Below are 16,578 nucleotides of genomic sequence, written 5' to 3' on the forward strand. Positions count from 1 at the left end.
TGGCTTTGCGATCTCCATTAACTTATCTGTAACTTTTAATCATTACGTGATTCACATTTTAGTGATTTGTGGATTTAAACTGAATCATAAGGTGATGCCGTGACAGAACAACAACGCTTTGAGGAGCGGATCCGCCAGGAAACCGCTATAGAGCCTCAGGACTGGATGCCGGAGGCCTACCGTAAAACGCTGATTCGCCAGATTGGGCAGCACGCCCACTCTGAGATAGTTGGCATGCTGCCGGAGGGGAACTGGCTTACTCGCGCTCCAAGCCTGCGCCGTAAGGCGATATTGCTGGCAAAAGTGCAGGACGAGGCGGGGCACGGTCTTTATCTCTACAGCGCGGCCGAAACGCTGGGCTGTGCGCGGGAAGATCTCTACCAGAAGATGCTCGACGGCAAGATGAAGTATTCATCAATCTTCAACTACCCGACGCTGAACTGGGCCGACATCGGCGTCATTGGCTGGCTGGTAGACGGGGCCGCCATCGTTAACCAGGTTGCGCTGTGCCGCACCTCTTATGGCCCTTACGCCAGAGCAATGGTGAAAATCTGCAAAGAAGAAAGTTTCCACCAGCGACAAGGATTTGAAGCCTGCGCGGTGCTGGCAAACGGCAGCCCCGAACAGCGTCAGATGTTGCAGGACGCCATCAACCGCTTCTGGTGGCCGGCGCTGATGATGTTTGGCCCGAACGACGACAACTCGCCAAACAGCGCACAAAGCCTGGCCTGGAAAATCAAACGCTTTGGCAATGATGAACTGCGCCGGCGCTTTGTGGACAACACCGTGCCGCAGGTTGAACTACTGGGCATGACCGTACCGGACAAAGACCTGCACCTTGATGAAGAAAGCGGTCATTACCGCTTCGGCGAAATTGACTGGCAGGAATTTAATGAAGTGGTTGCCGGGCGCGGGGTCTGCAACGAAGAGCGCCTGGCCGCCAAACGTAAAGCCTGGGAAGAAGGGGCATGGGTGCGCGAAGCCGCCCTTGCGTATGCCGAAAAACAACAGGCACGCAACGCCGCCTGAAGGAGAGAAAAATGAGCAATGTTTACTGGCCGCTGTACGAAGTTTTTATCCGTAATAAAAAAGGATTATCCCACCGTCACGTAGGCAGCCTGCACGCCGCCGACGATCGGATGGCGCTGGAAAACGCCCGTGATGCTTATACCCGCCGCAGCGAAGGCTGCTCTATTTGGGTCGTCAAGGCCAGCGAGATAGTGGCTTCCCAGCCGGAAGAGCGCCCGGAGTTCTTCGACCCCGCGGACAGCAAAGTTTACCGCCATCCTACTTTCTACACGCTGCCTGACGGCATTGAGCATATGTGAGGCAGCCAATGACACTCGATCCCGTAGCAACATACAGCCTGCGCCTCGGCGATACCTGCCTGGTGCTGGCCCAGCGCCTCAGCGCCTGGTGCGGCCATGCCCCTGAACTGGAAATCGATCTCGCGCTGGCAAATATCGGCCTCGACCTGCTGGGACAGGCCCGCAATTTCCTGACTTATGCGGCGGAACGTGAAGGCAGCGGTCTGGATGAAGACAAGCTGGCATTCGGGCGCGATGAACGCGAATACAAAAATCTGTTGCTGGCCGAGCAGCCAAACGGCGATTTTGCCGAAACTTTAATGCGCCAGTACCTGCTGGACGCCTGGCACGTAGCACTGTTCAGCCGCCTGGTGGAGAGCAAAGACCAGCAGCTTGCGGCCATCTCTGCCAAAGCGATTAAAGAGGTGCGTTACCACCTGCGTTTTAGCCGCGGCTGGCTGCTGCGCCTGGGTAACGGGACGGCGTTGTCGCAAGAAAAAATGCAAAACGCCCTTAACAAACTGTGGCGCTTTAGCGGCGAAATGTTTGTCGCCGACGAGCTGGAGATTGCGCTGGCGGAGCGGGGCATTGCGGTTGACTCGCGGGCTCTCAGAGACGAATGGCTTCTGGAGGTCGTCGCCGGGCTAAGCGAAGCCTCGTTGCAGATACCGGCAGAAGCGCCGTACCGCACCGGCGGCAAGCAGGGCCTGCACACCGAACACCTCGGCCCGCTGCTGGCAGAAATGCAATACCTCCAGCGCGCTTATCCGAATCAGCAGTGGTAAGGAGAACAGGATGCAAACCGCAACGCTTCAACCCGCAGCCGTGCGCGACGTATGGCGCCTGCTTGGTGAGATAAGCGACCCGGAAATTCCGGTGCTGACCATCACCGACCTGGGCATGGTTCGCAGCGTGGAGCACCGGCAGGACGGCTGGCACATCGGCTTTACGCCGACTTATTCAGGCTGCCCGGCGACCGAGTTTTTACTCTCTGCGATTCGCGAAACGCTGGAAGCGGCGGAGCTAAGCCCGGTGCATATCAAGCAGGTTCTGCATCCTGCATGGACAACAGACTGGATGACGCCGGAGGCTAAATCCCGACTGCGTGCCTACGGCATCAGCCCGCCTCAGGGGCATTCGTGCCACGCGACTCTGGCGGCACAGGTGACCTGTCCGCGCTGCGGCAGCGAGCACACCTCGCTGATTAGTGAATTCGGTTCCACGGCCTGCAAAGCGCTTTACCGCTGCGACAGCTGCCGCGAACCCTTTGATTACTTTAAATGTATTTGAGGTTGCCATGACGACGTTTCATTCCCTGAAAGTGGCGCGTATTGAACCTGAAACCCCGGAAGCGGTGGCTATCACTTTTGCCGTTCCCGACGAGCTGCGCGGCCATTATCGTTTTCGTCCCGGCCAGCACCTTACGCTGAAGGCGAAGCTGGGCGGCGAAGAGCTGCGCCGCTGTTACTCCATCTGCCGTGAGGAAAAGCCGGGCGAAATTTGCGTGGCGGTAAAAGCCATTGAAGGCGGGCGCTTTTCTCAATATGCGTTAAGCGACCTGGCGGCAGGTATGTCGCTGGAAGTGATGGTTCCGCAGGGGACATTTGGCTACCAGCCAAACCCGAAAACCACCGGCAATTATCTGGCGCTGGCGGTTGGCTCCGGCATTACGCCAATGCTGGCAATCATCGGCTCTACGCTCGCCGCTGAACCCCAAAGCCGCGTCACGCTGGTTTATGGCAACCGCAGCAGCGGCAGCATGATGTTCCGCCAGGCGCTGGCCGATCTTAAAGACCGCTACCCGCAGCGGCTACAGCTTATCTATCTGTTCAGCCAGGAAACGCCGGAAAGTGACCTGCTCAGCGGGCGTCTGGACGGCGCGAAACTCCGGGCGCTGGGCGACCACTTGCTGGATCTCAAAGGCTTTGATCGCACCTTTATCTGCGGCCCGCAAAGCATGATGCAGGAAGCCGAGGCCACGCTGCTGGAGCTTGGCGTAGCGCAGCAGAATATCTATATCGAACACTTCAACACGCCGGGCATCACCCCGAGTTCCCGCTCGCGGGCGCAGGCCGCAGGCAAAGTTGTCACTCTGCGCCAGGACGGAGTCGCTCGCCAGATTACGCTTACCGCCGGGGACGAAAGCATTCTTGATGCAGCGCTACGCCAGGGGGCTGACCTGCCTTATGCCTGCAAGGGCGGCGTCTGCGCCACCTGCCGCTGCAAAGTAATAAGCGGTGAAGTGGAAATGGGCGTCAACTACAGCCTGGAGCCGGATCAGCTGGCGGCGGGCTATGTGCTGAGCTGCCAGGCGCTGCCGAAGGGTGACGATGTGGTGCTTGATTTTGACGCGCAGGGGCTGTGATGAGCGAAATATTGAGCCACCAGATCGGGCGAGTTTTAACCCTGACGCTGAACCGCCCCCAGGCGCGTAATGCCCTGAATAATGAGCTGCTGACGAAGCTCGCCGAAGCGCTGGAAGCGGCGCAGCAGGAGCAAAGCATTGGCGCCGTTGTTGTTGCAGGCAACGAACGTTTTTTTGCCGCCGGAGCGGATTTAAAGGAGATGGCGAGCCGCGATATGCCCGCCACGCTCAACGACCCGCGCCCGCAGCTTTGGGCGCGCATTGAACGCTTTTCTAAACCGCTGATTACCGCCGTTAACGGCTATGCGCTCGGCGCAGGCTGCGAACTGGCATTGCTAAGCGACATTATTATTGCCGGGGATAATGCCCGCTTCGGCCTGCCGGAAATTACGCTCGGCATTATGCCGGGGGCAGGCGGTACGCAGCGGCTTATCCGCAGCGTAGGAAAAGCGCTGGCCTACCGCATGGTGCTGAGCGGCGAGCCAATTGATGCGCAGCGGGCCTTGCAGGCCGGGCTGGTTGCGGAGGTTCATCCTTCGGCGCTCACGCTCGAGTATGCGCAAAAGCTGGCCGCGCAAATTGCCCGCCACGCTCCACTTGCGCTTCAGGCGGCAAAAACGGCTCTTCGCCAGGCTCAGGAAACCGGCCTTAATCAGGGGCTGTTGCAGGAACGCCAGCTGTTTACGCTGCTCGCCGCCACCGAAGATCGCCAGGAGGGCATTGCCGCCTTCCTGGAAAAACGACCTGCCGCCTTCAAAGGACGTTAATCATGAATTTTATTGTTAGCGATGTGCAAAACGGGGTAATGACCCTGACCCTGAACCGCCCGGAGCGCCTCAATAGTTTTAACGATGAGATGCACCGCCAGCTGGCGGAAGTTCTGACCCAGGCCGAACGCGATGAAACTATTCGCTGCCTGTTGATTACCGGCGCGGGGCGCGGGTTCTGTGCCGGGCAGGATCTTAATGACCGCAATGTTGACCCGAGCGGCGAAGTGCCCGATCTCGGCTATTCGGTAGAGACTTTCTATAACCCGCTGATGCGCCGCCTGGCTAAATTGCCAAAACCGGTCATCGCCGCGGTAAACGGCGTGGCTGCCGGAGCGGGCGCTACGCTTGCGCTGGGCTGCGATATGGTTATCGCCGCACGTTCGGCAAAATTCATTATGTCTTTCAGCAAGCTGGGCCTGGTTCCCGACTGCGGCGGTACCTGGTTTTTACCCCGGCTTACGGGCCGCGCACGGGCAATGGGCCTGGCGCTGATGGGCGATACGCTTAGCGCCGAACAGGCTCACCAGTGGGGCATGATTTGGCAGGTAGTGGACGACGAGCAACTGGGCGATACCGCGCGCCAGCTGGCGACCCATTTTGCCAGCCAGCCGACCTTCGGCCTTGGGCTAATCAAAAAAGCGATTTATGCCTCAGAAACCAACACGCTTGATGCCCAACTGGATCTGGAACGTGATTACCAGCGTCTCGCCGGGCGCAGCGAAGATTACCGTGAAGGCGTTTCTGCGTTTCTGGCCAGGCGCCCGGCAACCTTTAAGGGGAAATGATCATGCTGACGCCTGATGCAGTTATTGCGGTGATCGGCAGCGGCACAATGGGCGCGGGTATTGCGCAGGTTGCCGCCGGTGCCGGTCATCGCGTCTGGCTCTACGACATTCAGCCCGGCGCGGCTAAACGCGCCATCGACGGCATTGCCACCGCGCTCAGCGCCCGTGTGGCAAAGGGAAAGCTTGATGAAGCCAGCAAGCTGGCAACGGTAGCCCGTCTTCATGCGGCAGAAAAGCTGGCAGACCTCGCCGATGTGGGCCTGGTCATCGAAGCCGCCGCCGAGCAAATAGATATCAAACAAGCAATTTTCCGCGATCTTGCTGCAATTTGCTCTCCGGATGCGGTTTTTGCCAGTAATACCTCATCGATTTCAATTACCGCTCTTGCCAGCGGAATTGAAAACCCTCAGCGCGTGGCCGGACTGCACTTCTTTAATCCCGCGCCGGTCATGAAGCTGGTGGAAATTGTTAGCGGCCTGGAGACCTCTTCTGAGGTTGCCGGGCAGTTGAGCGAGCTGGCTCTGCGCTGGGGAAAACAGCCGGTGTGCTGCCAGTCCACGCCGGGCTTCATCGTTAACCGAGTGGCTCGTCCTTATTACGCCGAAGCGTGGCGAGCGCTGGAGGAGCAGGTTGCTCCTGCGGCAGTGATTGATGCCGCTTTACGTGAGGGCGCCGGTTTCCCGATGGGGCCGCTGGCGCTGACTGACCTGATTGGTCAGGACGTAAATTTTGCCGTGACCTGCTCGGTGTTTAACGCCTTCTGGCAGGAGCGCCGATTCCTGCCGTCCCTGGCTCAGCAGGAATTAGTGCTGGGCAAACGTCTCGGCAAGAAAACCGGGCAGGGCGTATATCGCTGGCCGCTGGATGCCCAACCGGAATATCAGGCCGGGCAGCCGGACGATAACGCCGCTACGCAGGTGGTACATACGGGTAAAACGCTCGAGCTGGATGAAGTTCTGGTGGCGGTGACCAGCGGGATTACCGCAACGGCGCTGTCGGCAGAGCTAAAGCGCCCGGTGGTGCTGAGAGACAGGCTGGCCGACACCTCGCTGGAGATACTGGCGGCATCTGCATCGGTCACGTCTTTGCAGTTGGCGAAAGTTATTCATTATTACCAGCAGCAGGGCAAGCGCGTGCTGGTGATTAAAGATTACCCCGGAATGCTGGTCTGGCGCACGGTCGCGATGCTGGCAAACGAGGCTCTGGATGCGCTGCAAAAAGGCGTCGCCAGCGAGGCGGATATCGATACCGCTATGCGCCTGGGCGTCAATTATCCGCAGGGGCCGCTCGCCTGGGGCGCAAAACTCGGCTGGCAGAACGTGCTAACGCTGCTGGAAAACCTCCAGCGCCACTACGGAGAAGAGCGTTACCGGCCAACCTCACTGCTGCGCCAGCGCGCGCTGCTGGAGAACCAACATGAGCACTAATGCATGGGCTAACGCCCGCGAAATGTACGCCCGTGACAACTGCGCAAAGCAAATGGGCATTGAAATCATCGAAATGGGCGAAGGGTTTGCGGTGCTGACCATGACGATTACCGCCGAAATGCTCAACGGGCACCAGACCTGCCACGGCGGGCAGCTTTTTACCCTCGCCGATACCGCTTTTGCCTACGCCTGCAACAGCCAGGGGCTGGCGGCGGTCGCTTCGGGCTGCAATATCGATTTCATGCGTCCGGGTAAAGAGGGTGACCGCCTGAAAGCGGTGGCTCAGGTGCGCCATCAGGGACGGCAGACCGGGGTCTACGACATCGAAATTATCAATCAGGATGAGAAAACGCTGGCGCTGTTTCGCGGCCGTGCGCATCGCATCGGGACTACCGTTTCGGGAGCAAAATTATGAATCAGGCTTTTATATGCGACGGCGTTCGCACTCCTATTGGCCGCTACGGCGGTGTGCTTTCCGGCGTGCGTGCGGATGATTTAGCGGCGATTCCTCTCCGGGAATTGCTGGCCCGTTACCCGAATCTGGACTGGAGCGCGGTGGACGACGTGATTTTCGGCTGCGCCAACCAGGCCGGAGAAGATAACCGCAACGTGGCGCGCATGGCGACCTTGCTGGCGGGATTAGGTCAGAACGTGCCTGGCACGACTATTAACCGCCTGTGCGGCTCCGGGCTGGATGCCGTGGGCTTCGCTGCTCGTGCGATTAAAGCGGGCGATGCACAGTTGATGCTGGCGGGCGGAGTGGAGTCCATGTCGCGGGCGCCGTTTGTGATGGGCAAGGCCAGCTCGCCGTTTCAGCGCCAGGCGGAGATGTTCGACACTACCATCGGCTGGCGTTTTGTGAACCCGCTCATGGCCGCGCAATTTGGTACTGACAGCATGCCGGAAACGGCAGAGAATGTAGCGGAATTGTTAAATATAAGTCGTGCCGATCAGGATGCCTTCGCCTGGCGCAGCCAGCAGCGCACCGCGCAGGCTCAGCAGAAGGGAATTCTGGCCGAAGAGATTGTTCCGGTGACCCTTAGCGGGCGCAAGGGGGCGGTAACTGAAGTGCGTGAAGACGAGCATCCGCGAGCGGAAACGACGCTGGAACAGCTGGCAGGATTGAAGGCCCCGTTCCGTGCAAACGGCGTGGTAACGGCTGGTAACGCATCCGGGGTGAACGACGGGGCGGCGGCGCTGATTATTGCCAGCGAATCTGCCGCTGTACATCACGGTCTGACCCCAAAAACTCGAATTGTTGCTATGGCGACCGCCGGCGTCGAACCCCGTCTGATGGGGCTTGGCCCGGTCCCTGCGGTACGAAAAGTGTTGGAAATCGCCGGGCTCAGTATTCACGACATGGATTTAATTGAATTAAACGAAGCGTTCGCCGCGCAGGCGCTCGGCGTGCTTCGTCAACTGGGGCTCCCGGATGATGCCCCGCATGTGAATCCTAACGGCGGTGCCATCGCCTTAGGGCACCCGCTGGGGATGAGCGGAGCCAGACTGGCATTGACGGCCAGCCTGGAGCTGCACCGGCGCGGCGGGCGCTATGCCCTTTGCACCATGTGTATCGGTGTGGGTCAGGGCATTGCCCTGATCCTTGAGCGTGTGAGCTAATCAAACCTGCGAGTACCCTATAATGATAACCTCTGCAACCAAGCTGGAAACGATTGAAACCGCATCGCTGGATGAACTTCAGGCCCTGCAAACGGAGCGCATGAAGTGGACCCTGAATCACGCTTATAACAATGTCCCAATGTATAAGCGTAAATTTGACGCCGTTGGCGTTCACCCTGATGATTTTAAAGAGCTGAAGGATATTCGCCTGTTTCCTTGCACCACTAAGCAGGATCTACGCGATAACTATCCTTTTGACACTTTCGCGGTGCCGATGGAACAAGTGGTGCGTATTCACGCTTCTTCCGGCACCACCGGCAAACCCACGGTAGTGGGCTATACCCAGAACGATATCGATACCTGGGCTAACCTGGTTGCCCGTTCTCTGCGTGCCGCTGGCGGAACGCCCAAAGATAAAATCCACGTTTCCTACGGCTATGGCCTGTTTACCGGCGGGCTGGGTGCGCATTACGGCGCAGAAAGACTCGGTGCTACGGTGATCCCGATGTCAGGCGGTCAGACCGAGAAACAGGCGCAGCTGATCCGTGATTTTAAGCCCGATATGATTATGGTGACGCCGTCCTGGTGCCTGAATCTGATTGAAGAAATGGAGCGCCAGATGGGCGGGGATGCCAGCGGCTGCTCCCTGCGGGTTGGTGTGTTCGGCGCGGAGCCCTGGACTAAAGCCATGCGCGCGGAAATAGAGCGTCGCCTGGGTATTACCGCCCTGGATATTTATGGCCTGTCGGAAGTGATGGGGCCAGGCGTTGCCATGGAGTGCCTCGAATCTCGCGACGGGCCGACCATCTGGGAAGATCATTTTTACCCGGAAATTGTCGATCCGCAGAGCGGCGTGCCGCTGGAAGACGGTGAGCAAGGCGAACTGCTGTTTACCACGCTCACCAAAGAAGCATTACCGGTTATTCGCTACCGCACGCGCGACCTGACGCGCTTACTGCCCGGCAGCGCGCGCACTATGCGCCGCATGGACCAAATCACCGGGCGTTCGGACGATATGCTGATTATCCGCGGGGTAAACGTCTTCCCGTCGCAGCTGGAAGAAGAGATCCTCAAATTCCAGCATCTTGCGCCGCACTATCAGCTGGAAGTGCATCGCCGCGGGCATCTCGACACCCTGGCAATCAAGGTGGAACTGAAGGAAAGCAGCCTCTATCTCAGTCATGAACAGCGCTGTGGCGTGTGCCACGAGCTGCGTCATCGCATCAAGTCGATGGTGGGGATTTCTACCGATATTACTATCGTTAACTGCGGCAGCCTGCCGCGTTCGGAAGGGAAAGCCATTCGCGTATGTGACTTGCGCCAGGCTGCGAATCAGTAGCCGGGATTAATTCCCTCTCCCCGGGCCGGGAGAGGGTTCTGGCCTACTGTGCGGTAGGCTTCAGTAAAGTGTTTTCCGGCGTTTTTTTTGCCAAAAATTGATGCTGGAAAATGCACATGCGGATAGCGTCCCGATACTGGCCGTTAATAAAGAACTCGTGAATCAATTCGCCTTCCACAATAAAGCCCAGCTTCTTGTAGATATGCACCGCTTTTTCGTTCTCTTTATCGACAATCAAATACAGCTTATAGAGATTGAGCACGGTAAAACCGTAATCCATCGCCAGCTTGGCGGCGCGTGAGGCCAGGCCTTTGCCCTGATAATCCGGGGTAATAATTATCTGGAACTCCGCGCGGCGGTGAATATGATCTATTTCTACCAGCTCCACCAGGCCGGCGTTCATGCCGTTGCAGTCGATAACGAAGCGGCGTTCGCTTTGGTCGTGAATGTGCTTGTCGTAAAGGTCGGAAAGCTCCACAAACGCTTCGTAAGGCTCTTCAAACCAGTAGCGCATCACGCTGGCATTGTTGTCCAGTTGGTGAACGAAGCGAAGATCTTCGCGCTCAAGCGGGCGAAGGCGAATTGTTAATTCCTGACTCATGGCTTGTCCTTGCGCAGATGGGGAAGGCTCCCGGCGGCAGGAGCCTTTAAAGACGAGTGAAATTATGGGTTAGCAATGCGGCCGGTACGGCGGTCCAGGCAGCGCATTGTGTTTGGCTCCCAGTAGACGTTGACGTTGGCGCTTTGCTGGCATTTGTCGAAGTTGTCCTGGGCGGCATCTTCTTTGTCCCAGTTTTTATCACCACGGGCAGATTCACGATCGAATACTTTTTCGTTGTGGCGGTTAATCTTCTGGCGCAGAGTGCGGGTGTCGTTCCACTGTTCTTTTTCTTCAGCGGCGCGCTGGCGGGTCAGCGAATTTTCCTGACCGCCCACGGTGTTGCCGGAGCCTGGCTGGACGACGACAACGTTCGTATCTGCCTGCACCGGAACGGAAACCATGAGCGCTGCACCCAGCAAGGCTAACGGCATCCATGACAGAGGCTTACGAAGGATTGAGTTCATTGCAATTTCCTTTTAGGGTTAAGCAGTTTTCAGAGCGAATAATACCATTCGTCCAGGATTGCGCCTATATGCGTCAATCTTCTGCAACCATTATTACTGAATAAATCACAATATGATCAAAACGACATTGCTGTTTTTTGCCACCGCGCTTGCGGAAATTATCGGCTGTTTTCTGCCCTGGCTATGGTTGAGGCGAGGCGGTTCGGTGTTGTTACTGCTGCCTGCTGCGCTCTCTCTGGCGATTTTTGTCTGGCTGTTAACGCTGCATCCGGCGGCCAGCGGCAGGGTATATGCAGCCTACGGCGGAGTCTATGTGGTCACCGCGCTGCTCTGGCTGCGCATTGTTGATGGCGTAAAACTTAGCGTTTATGACTGGACCGGGGCGGCCATTGCCTTCTGCGGCATGCTGATTATCGTCGCCGGCTGGGGCCGGGCCTGATTCTCTTTTTTTTCCCTTCAATCCTCTTCCCATTTCGGATGTATACGTTGCATTGAGTCATACATAAAGTGTGACTCATCTTCGGATATCATTATTTGCATACTTGTATGGTAGTTGCGTTGAAGGTAATTTCTGCCTCAATAATTGTCGCCGCTGCAATCTGCCGCAAGGAATCAGGTAATGAAAATAGTGAGTGCCGAGGTGTTTGTCACTTGTCCGGGGCGTAACTTTGTCACGCTGAAAATAACCACCGATGAGGGAATAACCGGGCTGGGGGATGCCACGCTCAACGGGCGTGAATTGCCGGTCGCCTCCTATCTGCGGGATCACGTCTGCCCGCAGCTTATAGGCCGCGATGCCCAGCGCATCGAAGATATCTGGCAGTTTTTCTACAAAGGCGCCTACTGGCGGCGCGGGCCGGTCACAATGTCTGCCATTTCGGCTGTGGATATGGCGCTGTGGGATATTAAAGCTAAGGCCGCCGGAATGCCGCTCTACCAGCTTTTGGGGGGGGCATCGCGCGAAGGCGTCATGGTCTATTGCCACACCACAGGGCACTCCATTGATGAAGTGCTGGAAGACTATGCCCGCCATAAAGAGATGGGTTTCAAAGCTATTCGTGTCCAGTGCGGCGTGCCGGGCATGAAAACGACTTACGGTATGGCGAAAGGCAAAGGGCAGGCATACGAGCCAGCGACCAAGGGTGACTGGCCGGAAGAGCAGCTGTGGTCTACGGAAAAATACCTCGACTTTACGCCAAAGCTGTTTGAAGCGGTTCGCTCGAAGTTTGGCTTCGAGGAGCATCTGCTGCACGACATGCACCATCGGCTGACGCCGATAGAAGCCGCGCGTTTTGGCAAAAGCGTGGAGGACTACCGCCTGTTCTGGATGGAAGACCCAACGCCTGCGGAGAACCAGGAGTGCTTCCGCCTGATTCGCCAGCACACGGTGACGCCAATTGCCGTGGGAGAAGTGTTCAACAGCATCTGGGACTGCAAGCAGCTGATTGAAGAGCAGCTTATCGATTATATCCGCACCACCATCACCCACGCGGGCGGGATTACCGGCATGCGCCGTATTGCCGATTTTGCCTCATTGTACCAGGTCCGCACCGGCTCGCATGGGCCGTCCGACCTCTCGCCGGTCTGCATGGCCGCAGCGCTGCATTTTGACCTCTGGGTGCCGAATTTTGGCGTGCAGGAATATATGGGTTACTCAGAGCAGATGCTGGAAGTCTTCCCCCATAGCTGGTCGTTCGACAGCGGCTATATGCATCCCGGCAATAAGCCCGGCCTCGGCATCGAATTTGACGAAAAGCTGGCGGCTAAATATCCCTACGAACCAGCCTATCTTCCGGTGGCTCGCCTGGAAGACGGCACGCTCTGGAACTGGTGATCGAGCCTTTATCGAAACTGGATGGAGTAAAAATAATGCAATCTATTACCGTCAGAACCCCGAATGATTTAGTTATCGAAGAGCGCGAAGACCCGCACCCGGAGGCGGGCGAGGTGCGAATGCGTGTTGCCAGCGCGGGAATTTGCGGCTCGGACCTGCACATCTGGCGCGGGCATAATCCTTTTGCTAAATACCCACGCGTGATCGGACATGAATTCTTTGGCCACGTTGATGCCGTTGGCGAGGGCGTTGACACAAACCTGCTCGGGGCGCGAGTGGCGGGGGACCCGGTAGTAAGCTGCGGGCGCTGCTATCCCTGCTCCGTCGGGCGGCCTAACGTCTGCGAAGAACTCCAGGTTATCGGCGTGCACCGCGACGGCGGCTTCAGCGAATACGTGACGCTCCCCGCTAAAAATGTCCACATTGTGCCGGATGCAATCTCCGACGATGAAGCGACGATGATTGAGCCTTTTACCATCGCCGCCAATCTTTGCAGCCAGCTGACTCCCGGCAAGCTGGACACCGCCCTGGTATACGGCGCAGGGCCGATGGGACTGACCTGTATTCAGGCTCTGCGCGGCGTGTATGGCGTGAAAGAGGTGATTGCCGTCGACCGCATTGAGGAACGCCTGCAAATGGCAAAAACCTGCGGCGCGGATCACGTTATCAACAACGCAGGGCTGGATCTGGTTGAAGAGCTCACCGTGCTTGGCATCCTCCCGACGGTTATTATCGATGCAGCCTGCCATCCTTCCATTCTGCCGGAGGCGATTCGCCTCGCATCCCCTGCGGCGCGTATCGGCATTATGGGTTTTTCCTCCGAACCCTGCGTCATTAGCCAGCAGGGCATTACCAGCAAAGAGCTAACTATCTATAGCTCCCGTCTCAACAGTAATCGCTTTTCTCAGGTCATCAGCTGGATGCTGGCCGGGCTTATTCAGCCTAAGAAACTAATCACTCATCATTTTAATTATGTTCAGATTATTGAGGCGATGGAAACCTTCGAAAAAGACCAGCAGCACTGCTGTAAGGTCTTATTGAATTTCTGAGCCACAGCTGCTGTTTCTGAATATTTTCTGTACCTACAACAATAAATTTCAGAGATCAGAACTATGACGACAACCCTATTAACTCCGCAACAGCCGGAAAGAAGCACTTCAGACTTGATAAAGGCCGCCGTTTCAGGCTGGCTGGGCACCGCGCTGGAATTCATGGACTTCCAGCTTTACTCTCTTGGCGCAGCGCTGGTGTTTCACGAAATATTTTTCCCGGAGCAGTCTGCTGCCATGGCATTAATTCTGGCAATGGGAACCTACGGTGCAGGTTATATTGCCAGGATAGTCGGGGCTTTTATTTTTGGCCGTATGGGTGACACCATCGGGCGTAAAAAAGTCCTGTTTATTACCATCACTATGATGGGGATTTGCACCACGCTGATTGGCGTATTACCGACGTATGCACAAATCGGGATTTTTGCACCGCTGCTGCTGGTTGCCCTGCGTATTATCCAGGGTTTGGGGGCGGGAGCCGAGATTTCCGGAGCGGGAACAATGCTGGCGGAATATGCGCCAAAGGGCAGGCGCGGCATTATTTCTTCCCTGGTCGCTATGGGCACCAACTGCGGTACGTTATCGGCTACGGCAATCTGGGCGGTGATGTTCTTTGTGCTGGATAAAGAACAGCTGCTGGCGTGGGGCTGGCGCGTGCCGTTCCTCGCAAGCGCTGTGGTGATGATATTTGCGATCTGGCTGCGGCTTAACCTGAAAGAAAGCCCGGTGTTTGAGAAAGTCAGCGAGGAGGAGGCAACGGCTGGCGTAAAAGAGCGCGGCGACACCCATTCGCTTAGCGCCATGTTCACCAGCAAATCCTTCTGGCTGGCAACCGGCCTGCGGTTTGGTCAGGCGGGTAATTCAGGCCTGATCCAGACTTTCCTTGCGGGCTACCTTGTACAGACCCTGCTGTTTGATAAAAGCATTCCGACCGATGCCTTAATGATCAGCTCGGCTATCGGATTCATCACTATTCCGCTTCTTGGCTGGCTGTCCGACAAAGTGGGCCGCCGCGTACCTTATATCATCATCAATATTTCGGCGATTATTCTCGCCTGGCCAATGCTCTCGATGATTGTTGATAGCAGCAAGGGGGTAAGCGTGATTATGGCCTCCATTATCATCATTCATAACGTTGCTGTCCTGGGGCTGTTTGCGCTGGAGAACATCACGATGGCAGAAATGTTCGGCTCGCGTAATCGCTTTACCCGCATGGCCATCTCCAAGGAAGTGGGCGGGCTGGTGGCCGTTGGTTTCGGGCCGGTGCTGGCCGGTATTTTCGTGAATATGACGGATTCCTGGTGGCCCGTTGTGGTGATGCTGGTTTGTTACTCGATTATTGGGCTGCTTTCCGCGCTGTTGATGCCGGAGGTCAGGGATCGTGACCTCAGTATTGAGGAAGACGCCGCCGAGCCCAAAGCCACGCCAGCGCTTGATCAAGCACGTAGCTACTGAAGCGCTATACACAGCGCAATCCACAGGAAATCTATTATGGAAAATAAATTACTCGCGGCCAGGGCGGTTGTTCCTGGCTACGACCGAAGCCGGCTGGTTACGCGCATCGTCCATCTCGAATTTGGGGCTTCTCTCTGGAGGAACTTGTTTTATTTCCGTGCACTTCAAAGAATTTATTCTGCGTTAATTCATTAATTGTATTTAGCTACCGGAGACCGTGATGGAACAGACGTTAACAAAAGAACCAATAATAGATAAGCCTGCAAGGATACGCCGTATACAAACCGTGACTCTGGTTCTTCTTTTTATTGCCGGGATCGTGAATTTTCTGGATCGTTCATCATTAAGTGTCGCAGGGGAAGCCATCCGCGGCGAGCTTGGACTGTCGGCAACGGAATTCGGGGTATTACTCTCGGCTTTCTCCCTGTCTTATGGTTTATCGCAGCTGCCATCGGGAATATTGCTCGATCGTTTTGGCCCTCGTATCGTTCTCGGCGCGGGTCTAATCTTTTGGTCTGCAATGCAAGCTGCCACCGGGGTGGTGAACTCATTTAGTCATTTTATTATGTTGCGTATTGGTCTGGGAATAGGCGAGGCGCCGTTTATGCCTGCCGGTGTGAAGTCGATTACTGACTGGTATGTGCAAAAAGAACGAGGAACGGCGCTCGGTATTTTTAATTCATCAACGGTAATAGGGCAAGCGATAGCACCGCCTGCGCTGGTTGTTATGCAGCTCGCATGGGGATGGCGCACGATGTTTGTGGTCATCGGGCTTGCCGGGGTCCTTGTCGGTATTTGTTGGTATATTTGGTACCGCAACCGGGCGCAGTTTGCATTGGACGAAACCGAGAGAGAATATTTGTCCGCCCCCCTTACGCCGCGCCCAAAGCTTCGCTTTAACGAATGGTTAGCCTTATTTAAATCCCGTACGACCTGGGGAATGATTTTAGGATTCTCAGGGGTGAATTATACCGGATGGTTATACATCGCCTGGCTGCCAGGATATTTGCAGGCGGAGCAGGGTTTTAGCCTCGCAAAAACAGGCTGGGTTGCGGCTATTCCATTTTTAGCGGCGGCGGTGGGCATGTGGATCAACGGTATCGTGGTCGATGCCTTTGCTAAACGTGGGTATGATCTCGCCAAAACTCGCAAGACAGCGATTGTCGCCGGTTTAGTGCTTTCTGCGCTTGGTACGTTACTGGTTGTGCAGTCATCCACCCCAATGCAGGCTGTGGCATTCATCTCGATGGCGCTATTCTGCGTCCATTTTGCTGGCACATCAGCGTGGGGACTGGTTCAGGTTCTGGTTTCAGAAACAAAAGTCGCGTCCGTTGCGGCAATACAAAACTTCGGCAGTTTTATTTTTGCCTCCTTTGCGCCGGTAGTCACGGGCTGGATCGTCGACACGACCCACTCCTTTAATATGGCGTTGGTCATTGCCGCTTGTGTGACCTTTATCGGCGCACTCTGCTATCTGTTCATTGTGCGTGATCGAATCGAATAATCCCTTCGATGACAGGTAGGCGGGGCCGTAATGGCCCCGCTGTGGTTTCCGCTGTCCA

Annotated in this window: 18 protein-coding genes; 16 read left to right on the plus strand and 2 right to left on the minus strand. The window is 56.4% G+C overall.

Annotated features, from left to right (window positions below):
* Positions 1 to 99 precede the first annotated feature (99 nt).
* From paaA to paaK, 11 genes are read left to right on the plus strand one after another with little or no spacing between them, the layout of a single operon-like run.
* Complete coding sequence (paaA, locus tag ACG1VR_RS11040) at positions 100 to 1,029, plus strand: 1,2-phenylacetyl-CoA epoxidase subunit PaaA (RefSeq protein ID WP_395490932.1); 930 nt, start codon at positions 100 to 102, stop codon at positions 1,027 to 1,029.
* 11 nt (positions 1,030 to 1,040) lie between these two features.
* Positions 1,041 to 1,328, plus strand: coding sequence for a 1,2-phenylacetyl-CoA epoxidase subunit PaaB (gene paaB, locus ACG1VR_RS11045; protein WP_016536604.1), 288 nt, complete (start codon positions 1,041 to 1,043; stop codon positions 1,326 to 1,328).
* An 8-nt stretch (positions 1,329 to 1,336) separates the two neighbouring features.
* Positions 1,337 to 2,092 carry a 1,2-phenylacetyl-CoA epoxidase subunit PaaC gene (paaC, locus tag ACG1VR_RS11050; protein WP_395490933.1) on the plus strand — a complete coding sequence of 252 codons (756 nt, stop codon included), beginning with the start codon at positions 1,337 to 1,339 and terminating at the stop codon, positions 2,090 to 2,092.
* Positions 2,093 to 2,102: 10 nt separating this feature from the next.
* Positions 2,103 to 2,597 carry a 1,2-phenylacetyl-CoA epoxidase subunit PaaD gene (gene paaD, locus ACG1VR_RS11055; protein ID WP_172569866.1) on the plus strand — a complete coding sequence of 165 codons (495 nt, stop codon included), beginning with the start codon at positions 2,103 to 2,105 and terminating at the stop codon, positions 2,595 to 2,597.
* A gap of 7 nt (positions 2,598 to 2,604) precedes the next feature.
* Positions 2,605 to 3,672 (plus strand): 1,2-phenylacetyl-CoA epoxidase subunit PaaE, encoded by a 1,068-nt coding sequence (paaE, locus tag ACG1VR_RS11060; protein ID WP_395490934.1) that lies wholly within the window; start codon positions 2,605 to 2,607, stop codon positions 3,670 to 3,672.
* Positions 3,672 to 4,439 (plus strand): 2,3-dehydroadipyl-CoA hydratase PaaF, encoded by a 768-nt coding sequence (gene paaF / locus ACG1VR_RS11065; RefSeq protein ID WP_395490935.1) that lies wholly within the window; start codon positions 3,672 to 3,674, stop codon positions 4,437 to 4,439. Before paaE ends, paaF begins: the two co-directional genes overlap by 1 nt.
* Positions 4,439 to 5,227, plus strand: coding sequence for a 2-(1,2-epoxy-1,2-dihydrophenyl)acetyl-CoA isomerase PaaG (gene paaG / locus ACG1VR_RS11070; RefSeq protein WP_395491093.1), 789 nt, complete (start codon positions 4,439 to 4,441; stop codon positions 5,225 to 5,227). Before paaF ends, paaG begins: the two co-directional genes overlap by 1 nt.
* 2 nt (positions 5,228 to 5,229) lie before the next feature.
* Complete coding sequence (locus ACG1VR_RS11075; protein ID WP_395490936.1) at positions 5,230 to 6,654, plus strand: 3-hydroxyacyl-CoA dehydrogenase; 1,425 nt, start codon at positions 5,230 to 5,232, stop codon at positions 6,652 to 6,654.
* Entirely contained in the window at positions 6,644 to 7,069 is a 426-nt protein-coding gene (gene paaI / locus ACG1VR_RS11080) for a hydroxyphenylacetyl-CoA thioesterase PaaI (protein WP_016536597.1), read from the plus strand. The genes ACG1VR_RS11075 and paaI overlap by 11 nt, the downstream gene beginning before the upstream one ends.
* Positions 7,066 to 8,274 carry a 3-oxoadipyl-CoA thiolase gene (gene pcaF / locus ACG1VR_RS11085; protein WP_395490937.1) on the plus strand — a complete coding sequence of 403 codons (1,209 nt, stop codon included), beginning with the start codon at positions 7,066 to 7,068 and terminating at the stop codon, positions 8,272 to 8,274. Before paaI ends, pcaF begins: the two co-directional genes overlap by 4 nt.
* 22 nt (positions 8,275 to 8,296) lie before the next feature.
* Positions 8,297 to 9,613, plus strand: a complete 1,317-nt coding sequence (gene paaK, locus ACG1VR_RS11090) for a phenylacetate--CoA ligase PaaK (protein ID WP_016536595.1) — start codon at positions 8,297 to 8,299, stop codon at positions 9,611 to 9,613.
* A 43-nt stretch (positions 9,614 to 9,656) separates the two neighbouring features.
* Here the strand turns inward: paaK and speG are convergent, their stop codons facing one another.
* Both speG and ACG1VR_RS11100 read right to left on the minus strand, forming a co-directional pair.
* A complete protein-coding gene (gene speG / locus ACG1VR_RS11095) occupies positions 9,657 to 10,214 on the minus strand; it encodes a spermidine N1-acetyltransferase (protein WP_016536594.1) in 558 nt (185 codons plus the stop codon).
* Between the two features lie 62 nt (positions 10,215 to 10,276).
* Positions 10,277 to 10,678 (minus strand): DUF1283 domain-containing protein, encoded by a 402-nt coding sequence (locus tag ACG1VR_RS11100; RefSeq protein ID WP_016536593.1) that lies wholly within the window; start codon positions 10,676 to 10,678, stop codon positions 10,277 to 10,279.
* 112 nt (positions 10,679 to 10,790) lie between these two features.
* Between ACG1VR_RS11100 and ACG1VR_RS11105 the strand changes: the two genes are divergently transcribed.
* From ACG1VR_RS11105 to ACG1VR_RS11125, 5 genes are all read left to right on the plus strand, one after another.
* On the plus strand, positions 10,791 to 11,117 hold the full coding sequence (locus ACG1VR_RS11105) for a YnfA family protein (RefSeq protein WP_016536592.1): 327 nt from the start codon (positions 10,791 to 10,793) through the stop codon (positions 11,115 to 11,117).
* Between the two features lie 180 nt (positions 11,118 to 11,297).
* A complete protein-coding gene (manD, locus tag ACG1VR_RS11110) occupies positions 11,298 to 12,512 on the plus strand; it encodes a D-mannonate dehydratase ManD (RefSeq protein WP_395490938.1) in 1,215 nt (404 codons plus the stop codon).
* 35 nt (positions 12,513 to 12,547) lie between these two features.
* Positions 12,548 to 13,561 (plus strand): Zn-dependent oxidoreductase, encoded by a 1,014-nt coding sequence (locus ACG1VR_RS11115; RefSeq protein WP_395490939.1) that lies wholly within the window; start codon positions 12,548 to 12,550, stop codon positions 13,559 to 13,561.
* A gap of 63 nt (positions 13,562 to 13,624) precedes the next feature.
* A complete protein-coding gene (locus ACG1VR_RS11120) occupies positions 13,625 to 15,016 on the plus strand; it encodes an MFS transporter (protein ID WP_395490940.1) in 1,392 nt (463 codons plus the stop codon).
* Positions 15,017 to 15,236: 220 nt separating this feature from the next.
* Positions 15,237 to 16,520, plus strand: coding sequence for an MFS transporter (locus ACG1VR_RS11125; RefSeq protein ID WP_395490941.1), 1,284 nt, complete (start codon positions 15,237 to 15,239; stop codon positions 16,518 to 16,520).
* Positions 16,521 to 16,578 lie beyond the last annotated feature (58 nt).

The organism is Cedecea davisae, from assembly GCF_044095835.1.
GTDB lineage: Bacteria > Pseudomonadota > Gammaproteobacteria > Enterobacterales > Enterobacteriaceae > Cedecea > Cedecea davisae.

Excerpts from the sequence above, each read along its gene's own strand:
- paaB (WP_016536604.1), top strand. The coding sequence starts at position 1,041 with ATGAGCAATGTTTACTGGCCGCTGTACGAAGTTTTTATCCGTAATAAA.
- paaC (WP_395490933.1), top strand. The coding sequence starts at position 1,337 with ATGACACTCGATCCCGTAGCAACATACAGCCTGCGCCTCGGCGATACC.
- paaD (WP_172569866.1), top strand. The coding sequence starts at position 2,103 with ATGCAAACCGCAACGCTTCAACCCGCAGCCGTGCGCGACGTATGGCGC.
- paaE (WP_395490934.1), top strand. The coding sequence starts at position 2,605 with ATGACGACGTTTCATTCCCTGAAAGTGGCGCGTATTGAACCTGAAACC.
- paaF (WP_395490935.1), top strand. The coding sequence starts at position 3,672 with ATGAGCGAAATATTGAGCCACCAGATCGGGCGAGTTTTAACCCTGACG.
- ACG1VR_RS11075 (WP_395490936.1), top strand. The coding sequence starts at position 5,230 with ATGCTGACGCCTGATGCAGTTATTGCGGTGATCGGCAGCGGCACAATG.
- paaI (WP_016536597.1), top strand. The coding sequence starts at position 6,644 with ATGAGCACTAATGCATGGGCTAACGCCCGCGAAATGTACGCCCGTGAC.
- pcaF (WP_395490937.1), top strand. The coding sequence starts at position 7,066 with ATGAATCAGGCTTTTATATGCGACGGCGTTCGCACTCCTATTGGCCGC.
- paaK (WP_016536595.1), top strand. The coding sequence starts at position 8,297 with ATGATAACCTCTGCAACCAAGCTGGAAACGATTGAAACCGCATCGCTG.
- speG (WP_016536594.1), bottom strand. The coding sequence starts at position 10,214 with ATGAGTCAGGAATTAACAATTCGCCTTCGCCCGCTTGAGCGCGAAGAT.
- ACG1VR_RS11100 (WP_016536593.1), bottom strand. The coding sequence starts at position 10,678 with ATGAACTCAATCCTTCGTAAGCCTCTGTCATGGATGCCGTTAGCCTTG.
- ACG1VR_RS11105 (WP_016536592.1), top strand. The coding sequence starts at position 10,791 with ATGATCAAAACGACATTGCTGTTTTTTGCCACCGCGCTTGCGGAAATT.
- manD (WP_395490938.1), top strand. The coding sequence starts at position 11,298 with ATGAAAATAGTGAGTGCCGAGGTGTTTGTCACTTGTCCGGGGCGTAAC.
- ACG1VR_RS11115 (WP_395490939.1), top strand. The coding sequence starts at position 12,548 with ATGCAATCTATTACCGTCAGAACCCCGAATGATTTAGTTATCGAAGAG.
- ACG1VR_RS11120 (WP_395490940.1), top strand. The coding sequence starts at position 13,625 with ATGACGACAACCCTATTAACTCCGCAACAGCCGGAAAGAAGCACTTCA.
- ACG1VR_RS11125 (WP_395490941.1), top strand. The coding sequence starts at position 15,237 with ATGGAACAGACGTTAACAAAAGAACCAATAATAGATAAGCCTGCAAGG.